The organism is Mesorhizobium sp. M4A.F.Ca.ET.090.04.2.1 (assembly GCF_003999085.1).
Taxonomy (GTDB): Bacteria; Pseudomonadota; Alphaproteobacteria; order Rhizobiales; family Rhizobiaceae; genus Mesorhizobium.
Map to the genome: position 1 here is coordinate 1 of NZ_RZOT01000121.1, position 12,208 is coordinate 12,208.

The 12,208-nt window shown below is 57.9% G+C and carries 17 protein-coding genes; 12 read left to right on the top strand and 5 right to left on the bottom strand.

The genetic code is table 11. The features are described from left to right. Positions 1-514 precede the first annotated feature (514 nt). From EN781_RS11215 to EN781_RS11255, 9 genes are all read left to right on the top strand, one after another. The gene (locus tag EN781_RS11215; protein ID WP_127399979.1) at positions 515-745 is read left to right on the top strand and encodes a hypothetical protein; all 231 of its coding nucleotides are present in this window, start codon (positions 515-517) and stop codon (positions 743-745) included. A gap of 73 nt (positions 746-818) precedes the next feature. Beyond that, on the top strand, positions 819-1,844 hold the full coding sequence (locus EN781_RS11220; RefSeq protein ID WP_127399980.1) for a hypothetical protein: 1,026 nt from the start codon (positions 819-821) through the stop codon (positions 1,842-1,844). After that, entirely contained in the window at positions 1,841-2,620 is a 780-nt protein-coding gene (locus tag EN781_RS11225; RefSeq protein WP_127399981.1) for a hypothetical protein, read from the top strand. Before EN781_RS11220 ends, EN781_RS11225 begins: the two co-directional genes overlap by 4 nt. Before the next feature lie 512 nt (positions 2,621-3,132). After that, positions 3,133-3,750, top strand: a complete 618-nt coding sequence (locus EN781_RS11230) for a hypothetical protein (protein ID WP_127399982.1) — start codon at positions 3,133-3,135, stop codon at positions 3,748-3,750. Between the two features lie 151 nt (positions 3,751-3,901). Continuing rightward, entirely contained in the window at positions 3,902-4,459 is a 558-nt protein-coding gene (locus EN781_RS11235) for an HK97 family phage prohead protease (protein ID WP_210213470.1), read from the top strand. Between the two features lie 55 nt (positions 4,460-4,514). Then, on the top strand, positions 4,515-4,745 hold the full coding sequence (locus tag EN781_RS11240; protein WP_127399984.1) for a hypothetical protein: 231 nt from the start codon (positions 4,515-4,517) through the stop codon (positions 4,743-4,745). A gap of 122 nt (positions 4,746-4,867) precedes the next feature. Then, positions 4,868-5,287: a hypothetical protein gene (locus EN781_RS11245; protein ID WP_127399985.1), complete on the top strand. Its 420-nt coding sequence runs from the start codon at positions 4,868-4,870 to the stop codon at positions 5,285-5,287. A 306-nt stretch (positions 5,288-5,593) separates the two neighbouring features. Next, positions 5,594-5,932 carry a P27 family phage terminase small subunit gene (locus EN781_RS11250; protein WP_127399986.1) on the top strand — a complete coding sequence of 113 codons (339 nt, stop codon included), beginning with the start codon at positions 5,594-5,596 and terminating at the stop codon, positions 5,930-5,932. Next, a complete protein-coding gene (locus EN781_RS11255) occupies positions 5,932-6,240 on the top strand; it encodes a hypothetical protein (RefSeq protein ID WP_127399987.1) in 309 nt (102 codons plus the stop codon). Before EN781_RS11250 ends, EN781_RS11255 begins: the two co-directional genes overlap by 1 nt. Before the next feature lie 181 nt (positions 6,241-6,421). Here the strand turns inward: EN781_RS11255 and EN781_RS11260 are convergent, their stop codons facing one another. Further along, positions 6,422-7,018, bottom strand: a complete 597-nt coding sequence (locus tag EN781_RS11260) for a hypothetical protein (RefSeq protein ID WP_210213471.1) — start codon at positions 7,016-7,018, stop codon at positions 6,422-6,424. A 56-nt stretch (positions 7,019-7,074) separates the two neighbouring features. Further along, the gene (locus EN781_RS11265) at positions 7,075-7,338 is read right to left on the bottom strand and encodes a hypothetical protein (protein ID WP_127399989.1); all 264 of its coding nucleotides are present in this window, start codon (positions 7,336-7,338) and stop codon (positions 7,075-7,077) included. A gap of 525 nt (positions 7,339-7,863) precedes the next feature. On the opposite strand from EN781_RS11265, the gene EN781_RS11270 reads away from it, so the two are divergent. After that, positions 7,864-9,666 carry a hypothetical protein gene (locus tag EN781_RS11270; RefSeq protein WP_127399990.1) on the top strand — a complete coding sequence of 601 codons (1,803 nt, stop codon included), beginning with the start codon at positions 7,864-7,866 and terminating at the stop codon, positions 9,664-9,666. A gap of 31 nt (positions 9,667-9,697) precedes the next feature. Further along, positions 9,698-10,399 (top strand): hypothetical protein, encoded by a 702-nt coding sequence (locus EN781_RS11275; protein ID WP_127399991.1) that lies wholly within the window; start codon positions 9,698-9,700, stop codon positions 10,397-10,399. A 67-nt stretch (positions 10,400-10,466) separates the two neighbouring features. Here EN781_RS11275 and EN781_RS34765 read toward each other — a convergent pair whose 3' ends face one another. Continuing rightward, complete coding sequence (locus EN781_RS34765; RefSeq protein ID WP_127399992.1) at positions 10,467-10,646, bottom strand: hypothetical protein; 180 nt, start codon at positions 10,644-10,646, stop codon at positions 10,467-10,469. Positions 10,647-11,047: 401 nt separating this feature from the next. On the opposite strand from EN781_RS34765, the gene EN781_RS11285 reads away from it, so the two are divergent. Next, a complete protein-coding gene (locus EN781_RS11285) occupies positions 11,048-11,245 on the top strand; it encodes a hypothetical protein (RefSeq protein ID WP_127399993.1) in 198 nt (65 codons plus the stop codon). Between the two features lie 311 nt (positions 11,246-11,556). On the opposite strand, the gene EN781_RS11290 is transcribed toward EN781_RS11285, so the two are convergent. Both EN781_RS11290 and EN781_RS34265 read right to left on the bottom strand, forming a co-directional pair. After that, positions 11,557-11,775 (bottom strand): hypothetical protein, encoded by a 219-nt coding sequence (locus EN781_RS11290; protein ID WP_127286537.1) that lies wholly within the window; start codon positions 11,773-11,775, stop codon positions 11,557-11,559. A 241-nt stretch (positions 11,776-12,016) separates the two neighbouring features. Continuing rightward, on the bottom strand, positions 12,017-12,208 hold a 192-nt coding region (locus EN781_RS34265), incomplete at its 5' end, for a hypothetical protein (RefSeq protein ID WP_189347477.1).

Sequence of the window (12,208 nt, forward strand, 5' to 3'; positions counted from 1 at the left end):
ATTCCCAGGTGGTTAAAGCCCCGACCATCCACCTCCAAAAGAATGCGAATTCCAATGGCTTCGCGCAGGAGGTTCTTTGTCCACGCAATCCCCGCATTTTCCAGAACAACTTATGAAGCTGAAAGACGTTATGAAAATGACGTCGTTGGGCAGTTCAACGATCTATCGCAAACTGGCCGATAGCTCATTTCCTCAACCGCTCGCGCTATCCCCGTCCTGCGTCAGGTGGCGTCAGTCTGACGTATTGGCATGGATCAGGTCGCTTCATCCGGAGCGCATCGCAGACCGCGCCGCCTAACTTACCGCGCCCACCCAGACAGCGCGCAAACCCAACATACCAACCGGAATTCACCACATTGGAAACTGACCAAGTTCCGACGCGACGGCGTTCGGGCAGCGATCCCGCACGCTTCGATGGCGCACACCGCGGACGGCGCATTAGCTGGGCTGAGTTTTATCGCCTGACCGGCATCCAGCCGCCGGCGAACGACAACCATCGTGAAGAAGAAGCTGCATGAGAATTTTAGCGATCCGACCAACGCCGCAAAGCGGCAATGTACGAGCGCGGTTCGATGCCGAGCTGGAAAACGGCGTGCGCCTATTCGATTTGAAACTGACGCGCGCCGCTAGCGGTTGGCGCGTTTACGGGCCTCAGCATTTTGGCGGCGCCGCAGTGACCTTCCCACCAGATGTTGCAGATGAACTTGCAAAAGAGGCAGTCGCCCATGTCCCCAGCGCAACCTGACAAAATCGGTGAGTCGCGAGCATACTGGACTCACAATGTCGACGTCTTCCCCAGCCCGGTTGCTCAGTTTCGGATGGCCCAGTTAATCGATCTTGACGAGCGCCTCTATGAAAATGCCCGCATCGTCTACCGCTTTTTGGTGGGCTGGTATCATGAAGGCCACGGCGACGCTCTTCTATCAATGAGGCACGTGTCAAAAGTCATGAAGCAGCGCGCCCCGGAAGGTGCCAACGTGCTTTCTCACTCTGTCGTTCAGCGGGCCGTGATAGCGCTGATGGAAACGGGTTGGGTTGTGCGCACCCACAAAGGGCGCGGAAAGGGCAAGGGCGCCTCCCGTTTTGTGCCGGTGCTCAATGTTCTGGATCTAGCCGCGCAGGGGAAATTTCCAGAACCGTCCCATAGCAGCGGGGCAGTTGAACTGTCCCATAGCGGCGGTACAGAAGTGTCCCGCGCTATTGGTACAGTTGAGGCCGAACCGTCCCACTCTAGCGGGACGAAGACACTACTACAGGACACGGTCACCAAGACCCGTGTACCTGTAGTTATAGATAGTTCCTCACCGGTTGCGGGCGGGCCGTTGGCCGCCGCACCGGGTGATGGGTTTGAGCGCCTTTTCTCAGCATACGGCAAGCCTGACGATAACCGCGGTAAAGCCAGGCAAGCCTTCAACGAGATCAAGCCGAACGTGGCCGAACTTGGGCGCATGATCCTGGTGGCGGAGTCGTGGAAGCGAACCGCTTCAGGCAAACGAATGTCACTGGAGCGATGGTTGAAGGAGAAGCGTTGGCTGATGAGCCGTGAAGTCATCAACGACACCCGCAAGACTTACAGGTGGCCGTCGTGCGTAGTGACATGGGTCAAGCCCAAGTATGACGCCGAGGGCCTCATTGACATATTCTACTTTAAGTACCGCGACCGTGACGGCCTTCTACAGACGCGCGTGCTCGACTATCACGAGTTCGATGAGTTCCGGGAACAGGTTAAAGCCGACCGCCCCGGCGTCGGTGACCCGAGCCTAGACATGCACGAATTTATCGGCGCCCGTTTCCAAGCGGACGATGACGGGATGTTCTCGCAATACCTGAAGGAATCAGCATGACCATCTCGCGGAATCGTGCAGCCCTTCTACGCGAAGCAGACCGGATCCTTGCCGCTGACAACGACAACGAACCGCGCGAGGCATCCGTTCGCCACAGGGGCGGCCGTCCAGCGCTGAACTGGCTCGCCAAGCACGACGAGCGCGGGGCGGCCTGTCTGTGGCTGGTGGCCCGTAGACGCTTGCCGCAGGCGGCAAACGACAACGTAGCAGAGGGATTGAGCATCGATCGACGGAAGGACGGCAAAGTGCGCGGCAAGAACCCACCGAGGAAGAACCTGGATGAGTATCTGTCGCTTCCGGCCGTTAGGCCGCGGCTGGGCGATCCTGAGCAGATGCAGGCGCGTACCGGGCGGTGGGACGGGGAAACCCGCGGCATAACCATCAAGCGGCAGGCCTACGACTTCCCGCTTCACGATGACTGCCGCTTTGGCTTTGGGCCGCCAGCAATTGCCTATGGCGCGTGTTTTCTTGGCGCGCAGAGCGGATTAGGGCAACCGCGGCCATACACGCACCGCGGCGATGTTCGGCGCGTCGAGGAGCCGGAGTTTGCTGTTCCGCCGGCGGACGTTGAAACCGTTATCGAGGCCATTCTCGCTCGGGCGACTGTAGCCGGCGTGGGCGATGCCCTCGGCGCTCGCGGCGGGTACGCCGACAGGCGAGGCCGGAAAGCCCTCATGGATGCGGCCCGATGGGCAAAGGTTGCAATAGCGAATGACAATCGGCTCACCAATGCAAAAGCAAGCTTAGGATTGTCAGCAACATTTGCGCGATTTTGAACACCTCTTCGCGCGAGAGGTGCCACCATTTTTGTTTGGGAGGAAGTCTGCGCACGCGGTTCTCCATTTGAAAAAAATCAAATCGAGAATCGTTTCGTGCCGATTTCCAATTATGCCGCGCCCAATGGTTGTTTTCACAAGCGGTTTCTTGAAAAAAAATTTGGAGGGTGTGTTCATCTCCCCAAGGGCAGAAAAAGCCTTGATAAATCAGATGATTATCAGGATTCACTCCCGACGCTTTCGAGCATGTTGGGGGTAATGTTCTGGGTTCAAACACTGGGTGGCGGTGCCAAATTGCGCCTCCCAAAACCTATTAGGGGGTGTGGTTGTGAAGGACTGGCCCCGCATTCGTGCGGGGTCTTTTTTCACCACCATCAAACCGGCGCTCATTGCATCAGTTGTGCAGGGCCGAAAGTAGCGCAGCGAACAGCCGCGCTCCCCGACCCGCCCGCGTCCCCTCATTCCGGCGGGTCGGGTTCCACCTAAACGACCACAACAACGAGACTTCCAAAATGTTTAAGGCCACCAAACAGCCGACCGATGACGCATTCCCATCCCTGGCGGTGATTAGCCCCAAAACCGCCGAGCTCGCGGCGAGACTTCACCCCATCGGTGAAGAGCGCGCGGCTCTTTTCCAAGAGTCGATCGCCATAGCTGAGGCGAAGTACGATGCACCAACCGTGCCGGAAAAGGACGCTATAGCACGTGTCGCCAAGTTGCTTGGCAGGGAGCCGCCGACGTTCGCAGTGTCAAAGGAGGAGCGGCGGATTCAGATTAGGAGCGGCATCCGCGACCTAGACATCGCCTTGGGAACGATCAGGGCTGAGATGAATGAAGAATATCGTCGCGCTTCGGCGGTGGCTCGCGACCAAGTCAGGCCAATTTATGAAGCCCTGATCGGACAGTTGGCTGCGGCGCTGATCGCGGCGTACACCGCGCAAGCGGAAATTGCCAGACTTACTGGTCGACTGCAGGGCGAAGGCTTCAGTTCCGGAGACATCGGGAATCATGTCCCCCACTTCCTGGGACGCGAAGTTGGGCCGAATTCCGTAGTTGCCATAGCGCTGCGGGAGTTGGTTTCGGACGGGCTGCTGGCCGCAAGCGCCATCCCTGCGGAGCTTAAGCACTAAAATGGATGCAATAAGTTTTGTTCGGCCTCGTGCCGTGCAGCGGGCGATTGATATGGCGGCTCGCAGTCCCTACACCGGTCGCAGATCTGAGCGATCGGAACCGCCGCCCAAGCCTAAAAAGCCACAGATTCTCGACGCAAGCGGCAAGGCGATGAAACGGCCAGTCGTGCAGGGCTGGGCCTGCCTGTATGACCAGGCTTTCGCCCATGGTGGGCGCGTGGTTTATATAAAGAGCGGCGCGTTCATCAGCACCATCCACAATAGCAGCGCGAAGCGACTGCTATTGGACCACGCGGATGGGCTGGAAGTGGGGTCGACCAACACCGGCCTTGAGTTTGCTAATGCCCTGAAGGGCTTGGCATTCCGGATGCCTCTCAACGGCAACCCTAATGCGGAATTGATCGCCAACACCGTTGGCACCGATCAACGCGCGTGCGTTTCGGTTGGCATTAAATTTCAAGATTTCGAAACGCGGGAAATTCACGGCGAACAGGTAGACATCGTTTCAAAGGCTGAACTGCTTGAATGCTCGCTGGTACAGTACGGGGCGGTTGCCGACACTTACGCCAGAATATGCGACCTCGGAGATAGTGACGAATCTCTTTGGTCAGCGTGCCGGAGCAACAGTTTCATCCTTGATCAACACGTTGCCAATCTGCGAACTCGCGGGAGGCGCATTGTAGACGGCCTTCGCAAGCTGCTTGACTAGCAGCACAGCTACGCTGCCTTAAAACCCTCCAGTCACCAGATATCGAGACACCGCTATGAACCACGACTACCGGAAAGCTGTTGCTGATCTTGCCGCGGCACACCTCAACATGACGTCCGAAGAGATTGCGCGGCACGCGCTCGTCTTGGCGGAGGAGTTGGCCTCTATCAAGTCGATTTTCGAGGACAAAAAGGCAAAGGAGTACGACTCCCTAATGTTCTCCCCGACTAAGGAATTCCTGCGGACGCCGCTTCTGAGCGAAAAGACCGGGCCGACACCGACTTAGGCTCCGGTCCCGGCGCCAGCAGGCGTCGCGCATCATAGCCGCGATTGGCAGTAGGCCATCGGCTTCCCACCCAACACACTCGACCAATGGGGCGCCTCGGCGCCAATACTAAGGAGGCCACGATGGCCCACGATCCAAACTATGCAGCCAACACAAACTACCCAACCCGCGGCGGCAGCCTGTGGAACATCGGCGCTGTGCTCGACATCCTTGCCGGCGGCAAGTTGACGGTGGCCGACGTCGATAAGACGCCAGCGCTCGCTACTGCAGTTCGCACGGCACGCGGCCAGGCTACGACCGTCGCCGCTGTAGATACGATCGCTACCGGCCTCCCCCTTCTTACCAGCGTAGTCGCCACGCTTGATAGTGACCCAACCGACGATCCGTTCATGGTCACCGCGTCGATCGGCGATCAGGCTGGATCTCCCCCGGCTGGTAGCTTCTATCTGAAGACCTGGAAGAATACAGGCGGCACCGATCCGACGCCGTTGGCCGCTACGACGTTCGGGAAGAAAGTAAACTGGGATGCGTTGGGAAGTTGATCTGGTAGCGGCTGGCCGCTGTGACTGACGCGATGCTTGAGGATACTTCAGGTGCCAAAGTCGATCCGATCAAATAAATCGACCGATATTGCAAAACGCAAGAATATTGCGTCGATTTCACTTGACGGCCACCCACCCTATGCTATAATGGGGGGTTGGGTAGGCCCCTCTCGATCTCTAGGGGCCTTCGCCCCTAGGACCGGCGTGGTCCCAAGCGTACGCATTGGCAGAGGACCGGTTGAAAAAATATTTGGCCATCGCCTTGCCATCCAAGGCTTTGCGGCTCGAAATCAAGGAAATAACTCGATGAAAGATGGCGTAACCGCGCCAAAACCGCCGCCGCATCTGCGGCAAGCGACCAAGAAGTGGTTCAAAAGCGTTTGCGAAGATTACGCCCTCGATGCCCACCACGTCAGACTGTTGACGCTCGCAGCTGAGGCATACGATCAAGCGCAGACGGCGCGCGAGGTGCTTGACATGGACGGCCAGACATTCACAGATCGATTCGGCCAGCCGAAAGAAAGACCGGAATGCGGGATCCTTCAGAATGCCCGGATCGCCTTCGCCAGGCTGATCCGCGAGCTCGCGTTAGACGTCGATGAGCCAGCGGACAGTAGGCCACCTCGCACCCGTGAGTATCGCTGATGGTGCGCCGGCTGAAGAAACGGCGCGCTCGGCGTGTCGAGGTGCCGCTGATGAGCGTCGATTTGTGGCTGAGCTCCGGCTACGATTTCTTCGATGACCTTGAGGACTATGGTTTCGAACCTTCGCCGCGACCGGGCCAGATTCAAGATGCCACATTGCTACAGCTTTGGGTGGACTACCGCGAAGACATCGAAGCTGAGTGGAGCAATCCTCGATCGCCGTTCTACAATCACCCGGCAGACCAGCGCGAGCCGTATATTTATGAAGTGCTGCATCGATGCGGCCCCAAGGGGAAGATGACTAAATGAGACCACGCGAACGAGGGAAATTTATCGCCGCATCAGAGCCGGAAATAGTTTTTGCAGACGGCACGCGCCTGAAGGTGGCCGGGCCTGTCGGCTCCATCCGTGGTGGCCAGGATGTTTCGTTCTGGATAGCTACAGAATATTCTGGCCGTGGACGCGAGGTCGCACATAGCCTTGAAGCCGTCTAAGTTGGACCAGCGAGATATTCGACAAAATCCTCGTTGAGTTTATAGCGAGGAATCTGGCCGACCGTTACGTCGAATATCGCGCCATAGTTCGACAAAACGTCAATAGCACCTCCCAAATCATCGTGATCCTGCAGGAAGTACATGAAGACCACTTTGTCCTTTCCCACATTGTTGTACATCCGTTTCTTAGAAAGTATGACGATCTCGCGCACCAACGGATGCTTCTTAACGTCTTGACGCATTTCGGCAATGAGCTTCGGCACCTTCTTTTCTAGATCGGAAAACGACCTTCGGCGACCAACGACGAACCCTGCGGCTTCAACCTTCGCCGCAGCCTCAGCGATCGACTTCCATTCCTGTAGGACTGCTGGCGAGTAGGTCAGTTCGTCATCGTCAATAAGCTTCGCGTGGGTTTGGCAAAGCCAGATCCCATTGGCGATAGCGGATCGCTGCTCAGGTGTCATTGCCTCGTCGAACCTGGCACCTCCTGGCGAAGCCGCCGCGATATGTGCAGCGACGCCAGTGTTTGTCGTGCCCTCACCAGCGTCCGGGCCGGCTGTGGGCAACCGGCAATCTGGATTAGAGCACTTCATGCCGGCTCGCCTAGCAAGGCGGTCGATTACATCACGTGGGAAGTTATCGCGTGGCATTAGTCGTCAACCTGGCGCTTTGTTTCGTGCGGCTTCCTCGGTCGCCAGGCGCGTTCCCCGCGCTCCCACACAAGCGTATCTTCGGTGAGTTTTCTAAATTCTTTCAGAACAGCTTTGGATATCGCAAGGTTTCCATTTTGGTTTAGATAAACATATTCCGCACCGAACAGTCTCTGTATATTGTAAACGACTGTCTCTTGGTAGAGCCAATAGGCTTTCTTGCTCTCCGCAACCATCCAATCGGCTACGTCTTTGGCTGACATGTTGGCTTTACCCCTATTTTCAGCATTTGGTGATTGCCGGCGGCCGGTTCAGGTTACGAGGCCGAACTTGAAAGTCGAACGCCAATTGGCGCGGCAAGGAACGAAAGTGAGCACACACATGCTCAAGACGTCCAAGCCGGAAGCGGAAATAGGCCCGCACACTAACGACTCTTGACCTCAACATTCTCATTGTTGACGCCTTCCTGCTTGTTGAAACGGGGGTAAGCCCGCCACTCCAGCCAAGCTTAAGTGCTTGGCCGCCCTTCGCGAGAGTACGGTCGGGTGACCGCTCAACTCACAGGTTGCCGCCGGCAACCACCACTACTGATAGCTGATTCATGTGCCGGGCGGCGGGATTGCGTTCGATGTACCCGCTTTCCACAGAATAGCGACCACCAAGCTCGCTTCCGCGCAGCCCATGCGCGCTTGGCCGCCTAAACCTTCCAAGGATATTCCCAATGACCATCACCCAACGCGCCTTGGCGCGAACGCCCCACTATGCCCTCATCGGAGCAGGACAATAAAATGGGAGGATTGCCACGTCGCCCTGGCCGCGGTAGTTGGGGCGGCTGGGAAACACCAACCGCACCGACCGTTCCAGAAGTCCCCGAAATCCAGACCACACTACCTACGTCTGCCTACGGCCAGACCATCCCGGTTGTGTACGGCAAGTGCAGGCTTCCGGCCGCCTATATCTGGTGCGCGCCTATTCTGACCGTTACTTCGACCCACATCGAGTTTTGGGACACGGTTACGACCACCACGTCGAAGCTGACGGCCAGGCTGCGCTTTGCGCGTCCGCTGGTGCCGGATTCAACGTGGACCATGCGCAAGCTCTATGCCAACGGCAAGTTGGTCTATGACGGCAGCGTTGGCTATCGCCAGAAGGGCCTGAAGTTCACCGCCTATGACGGTCGCGGCGATCAGCCGCGCGACCCGGCGATGGTCAGGGAGGAAGGCGCGGACTTCGTTTCTGCGCACCGCGGGTATCTCGATGTTGTCGTAGTGGACTTCGACATCGTTGGCTACGGCGCGCCGCCTGTCTTCGAGGCTGAGTGGATTCAAGATGGCTCCACGACGCACGATTACGACACTTTCACGACGCTGGCGTCGGGCTTTGTTAGCCGAATGGATCCCGATTGGGACAACGGCATTCTTTATGGCTTCACCCAGAGTCCCCGCGCGCTCCGTCGCTTCTCCATCGGTGCTACGGCCGAATATTTCAGTGTCTCCAATCCAATCATCGCAAATTATTTCGTTGGTTTCCGCTACGTCAGGAGCCTAGATCGAGAGGTATATCTCGCGGCGTTTACCGGTGTTGGTGATGCGCACGGTGTTTTGCTCGATCCGCTATCGGGGTCAATTCTGGCTGAATCCGGTTCGGCGGCGACCTCTGGTATAGCCTTGGGCACCTGCCTATCCGAAACCAACACCGGCGCGGTTCTGGTCGGCTTTGCCGACAACGAGCAGATATTCGCGTTCTACGTGACCGCGTCCACGATTGAGCGCTCTTATCAGTCGATCGCCAGCTTTGGCGGTTACTCCAGCATCCAGTGCGTGACCCCTGGCGAGGTTCGCGGCAGCGAACTCGACTTCTGGTTTTGCGCCGACGCCGATCTGGTCAAGGTCACGCTTACGTCGCTTGGTACGTTCAAGAGTTCGACCGTCGTGGCGACGTTCACGGACGACCTTCGCTATGCCGTTTACGATGATGGCGACCTTGTCGTCTGGACCGACGCCGCCACGGTGAAGCGCGTCAACGGCACTACTGGCGCCGTCGAGTTCAGCGCGAGCGTTCCATATCAGGTCGGAGCGGTCGGTTCGCGACCCATCGGAGACCCGGATCAACACCGCCTTGTAAATGAATTTTACTACACGGTTGGTGGCGTTTCGTATTTTACAAACCTCAGCAATGGCGCAACTCGCTCTGTTTCTGGTGCGGTCGCGTCGCCAAACATCTCCTTCTATGATGGCGAGCAGGATCTAGTTCTTACCGTCAACAATGCCGGCGTTCCTCAGCGCATGCGCATTACGTCCGATGACGGCACGCAGCGCCAACTAGAAGACTTTCTCGTCGCCCTCATGGAGGCTGGTGGCTTTTCGTCGGACGAGATCGAAGTCATCAATGTTGACGACGTTATTGACGGCGCCGTGATCGACGTCACCAACGGCGTGCGGGATATCGCCAAGTCAATCTGCGAACCGTACTCGATCGCCATCTTTGAGCGCGCCGGCAAGATCATTTTCAAGCGCGCATTCACCGATGGCGCCTTTGCCATTGATGCAACGCTGGCGCCGACTGGGGATGTGGCGGACATGGCGGCCTGAATATGCGCTGATTTCAAAAAAGGAATTTCGAATGTTCATGCTTACTCATCTAAATGGCTTCGGCGTGCGTCGTGTCACGGCGCCACCCTCCGGACCTGTCGTCACTCACCGGGGTACATTCACGACGGCGGGCTCGGTCAATTCGATAACCCAGAACGATGTTTCAATTGGCGTCGCCGCTGCCGGCAGGCTTGTCGTCGTGACGGGCCACATCGTACGCGCCGCGGCTGCGCAACGAACATTTTCAGCCGTCACGTTCAATGGCTCGGGTGGGACGATTCACGGTCAGACTGGCATCAACGATGGTGTCAATGAAGGCGTTCAGGTTGGCATTATGTCGGGCGTGGTCGCCACCGGCACCACCGTTGATATCGTCGTAACATGGAGCAGCCTGCTGCCGGCCGGACTGATCAACGTCTACTCGATCACCGGCCTGGCATCGGCCACGCCAACGGAGACGCTTACGACGACAGGCAACGATCCGTCGGTAACGACCCTCGACGTCTCGGCATCCGGCGTCATCATCGGTGCATTTGGCGGCGTTGAACCGTCTACCGGTGCCTTCACCTTGTCCGGCGTGACCGCAGACGATGATCGCCTGCACGGTAGCGGCGGGACCAATATGCGCGCAGCCGCAGGCCATGCGTCGGGCCTATCAGCCACGTCCGCCTATACGGTTGGATGCTCGTCGTCGGCAGGCTTCGAAGCGCTTGTCGCCTCGAGCTGGGCTTAACCGATGGACACCAGAGCCGAGCGCAATATCCAATGGATCGAAGACCGGTGGCGGGCTCTGCGGTCGTTCATTGCCCGCTGGCTTCGGCCGGCGGGCTTTTCTGTTTCAGCCGATCACTAGCCTCCAGATACGCAATGTCTATTAGGTACGTCAGCAGATCTTCACCATCCTCATGCATCCGATGGCGGATTACGCCCAGTAGGGATGCAACAAAGCGCAAGTTCTCCAGCTTCCTTGGCGAATCCATGACGCGCCTCCCAAGTTGACGATTCGTCCTATAATATTAGCGTATGCTTTCGCGAACGTCCCGCCCGCAATTTTCGCATTTTGAAACAGGCGCCCTTAAGGGTCGGCGACCGGCGATAGCGGGAGTAATCTCCTCCCTGGGGCGGCCACGGGCTTCGTCAAGCAGTTGCTAATGGAACATCAGGCTCAGGGGAAAGTTGATCAATTAGACGGCGCGCGTCTGCATCCATCGCGCGTCGCGTCGGGTGGGTGAACCAGCCAGGCCCACACTGGAAATGCTGTTCCGCCGGCCCGATAAAGGGCCCGTCTGGCACCCATGGCAGGCGGGCTCTTTCAGCCGGGGGTATTCGGTTCTCGCCAAATTACGCTCGCCAGTTTCGGCGTATATGCTAAATTCCCACGATGGACCAGAGAACCATCGACAGAGCGCTCGACTTGCTCAAGCAGTATCGCGACACCCTTGTGATGAGCCACGCGCCAATAGGGCCTGATGGCGTTCCTGAGATACGCACGCCAGCACAGAGCGCTGATCCGCTCGAAATAGCCGCGCTGGAAGATATCGCCTCGCTCGATGCGGTCATCGAAGAGATGTCGACCTAACGTCTCCGACGGAAGAGTGCGCGGTGCCCCGCCTAGATTAAGCGAGCGGGGACTGTTCCAAAACCTTGGCTCGAAACAAAAGCCAACTTCAGCGGTTCCTCTTCATTGGAGGATCGCTATGTGCCCGGCAATCGAAAATGGGGAGGAGCGCAAAGGCCAGCTAAAGCTGCTGGCAGAGCGACTTACGAGGGAGACTGGCATCGGGGAGGAAGAGGCCAAGCAGCTGATCGAGCTGGTTGGAACCGATTGGAATTCGCTGCTTCGCGAGGCTAGGTTCCTGAAACGGCGGCATTAGAGGGTTGCCGCCGGCACTAGCGGATCCGCTGGATGCGGCCCTTTTCGAGACGAAACACACCGTTATGACCGCCTTGCTTCTCAAAGTCGGTTTGGAGCTCATCCCAAGTGCCAAGATACTCTCCACAATCGTCGCAAGAAATCGGCGTCTCGGGACGAGCGTCATCGGGAATTCTCAGCCGGATGGTGAGGCAGTAGGGGCATTCCAACCGATGATCGAGGTATTTGGTTGCCATCGACCCGTTCACCGTGATTTGCGCTGGATTCACCATGCATGGAGTCTGGGGCCGGTCGGCTGCTTCGTCAAGCGGATGCTAATGGACCTTTGGCCCTGTTGTGCGTGCTAACAAAAGACTGCATTCTTAGCGTGCCCCTTGGAGCCCAGCTTCTGGGACACGGCCCGGCCGCTAAATCCTGTGTCACCTCGATAAAGCGAGCCGGGCTGTGGGTGTCTGCCTCGGTGACTTCCCACGCGGTTCACCGATGCCCCAGGCCGCGAGCGTCCAGAAGGTCGGCAATATCGGCAATCAGTTCGCGAGCCCTGGCCAGTTCCGCCGCCGCCTGCTCTCGGACACGGTCATTTTCCTCGCGAAGCTTTTGCGCCCGTTTCAGGGCTGCGGCGCTGATATCGAGGGAAGTCCAAGGGTCCATGCCGACCAACTCCAGGAG

What these genes read in the sequence shown, in the direction of transcription:
- EN781_RS11240 (WP_127399984.1), top strand. Translation starts at nt 4,515, where the DNA reads ATGAACCACGACTACCGGAAAGCTGTTGCTGATCTTGCCGCGGCACAC.
- EN781_RS11255 (WP_127399987.1), top strand. Translation starts at nt 5,932, where the DNA reads ATGGTGCGCCGGCTGAAGAAACGGCGCGCTCGGCGTGTCGAGGTGCCG.
- EN781_RS11290 (WP_127286537.1), bottom strand. Translation starts at nt 11,775, where the DNA reads ATGGCAACCAAATACCTCGATCATCGGTTGGAATGCCCCTACTGCCTC.
- EN781_RS11230 (WP_127399982.1), top strand. Translation starts at nt 3,133, where the DNA reads ATGTTTAAGGCCACCAAACAGCCGACCGATGACGCATTCCCATCCCTG.
- EN781_RS11215 (WP_127399979.1), top strand. Translation starts at nt 515, where the DNA reads ATGAGAATTTTAGCGATCCGACCAACGCCGCAAAGCGGCAATGTACGA.
- EN781_RS11245 (WP_127399985.1), top strand. Translation starts at nt 4,868, where the DNA reads ATGGCCCACGATCCAAACTATGCAGCCAACACAAACTACCCAACCCGC.
- EN781_RS11220 (WP_127399980.1), top strand. Translation starts at nt 819, where the DNA reads ATGGCCCAGTTAATCGATCTTGACGAGCGCCTCTATGAAAATGCCCGC.
- EN781_RS11275 (WP_127399991.1), top strand. Translation starts at nt 9,698, where the DNA reads ATGTTCATGCTTACTCATCTAAATGGCTTCGGCGTGCGTCGTGTCACG.
- EN781_RS11225 (WP_127399981.1), top strand. Translation starts at nt 1,841, where the DNA reads ATGACCATCTCGCGGAATCGTGCAGCCCTTCTACGCGAAGCAGACCGG.
- EN781_RS11260 (WP_210213471.1), bottom strand. Translation starts at nt 7,018, where the DNA reads ATGAAGTGCTCTAATCCAGATTGCCGGTTGCCCACAGCCGGCCCGGAC.
- EN781_RS11270 (WP_127399990.1), top strand. Translation starts at nt 7,864, where the DNA reads ATGGGAGGATTGCCACGTCGCCCTGGCCGCGGTAGTTGGGGCGGCTGG.
- EN781_RS11265 (WP_127399989.1), bottom strand. Translation starts at nt 7,338, where the DNA reads ATGTCAGCCAAAGACGTAGCCGATTGGATGGTTGCGGAGAGCAAGAAA.
- EN781_RS11235 (WP_210213470.1), top strand. Translation starts at nt 3,902, where the DNA reads ATGAAACGGCCAGTCGTGCAGGGCTGGGCCTGCCTGTATGACCAGGCT.
- EN781_RS34765 (WP_127399992.1), bottom strand. Translation starts at nt 10,646, where the DNA reads ATGGATTCGCCAAGGAAGCTGGAGAACTTGCGCTTTGTTGCATCCCTA.
- EN781_RS11250 (WP_127399986.1), top strand. Translation starts at nt 5,594, where the DNA reads ATGAAAGATGGCGTAACCGCGCCAAAACCGCCGCCGCATCTGCGGCAA.
- EN781_RS11285 (WP_127399993.1), top strand. Translation starts at nt 11,048, where the DNA reads ATGGACCAGAGAACCATCGACAGAGCGCTCGACTTGCTCAAGCAGTAT.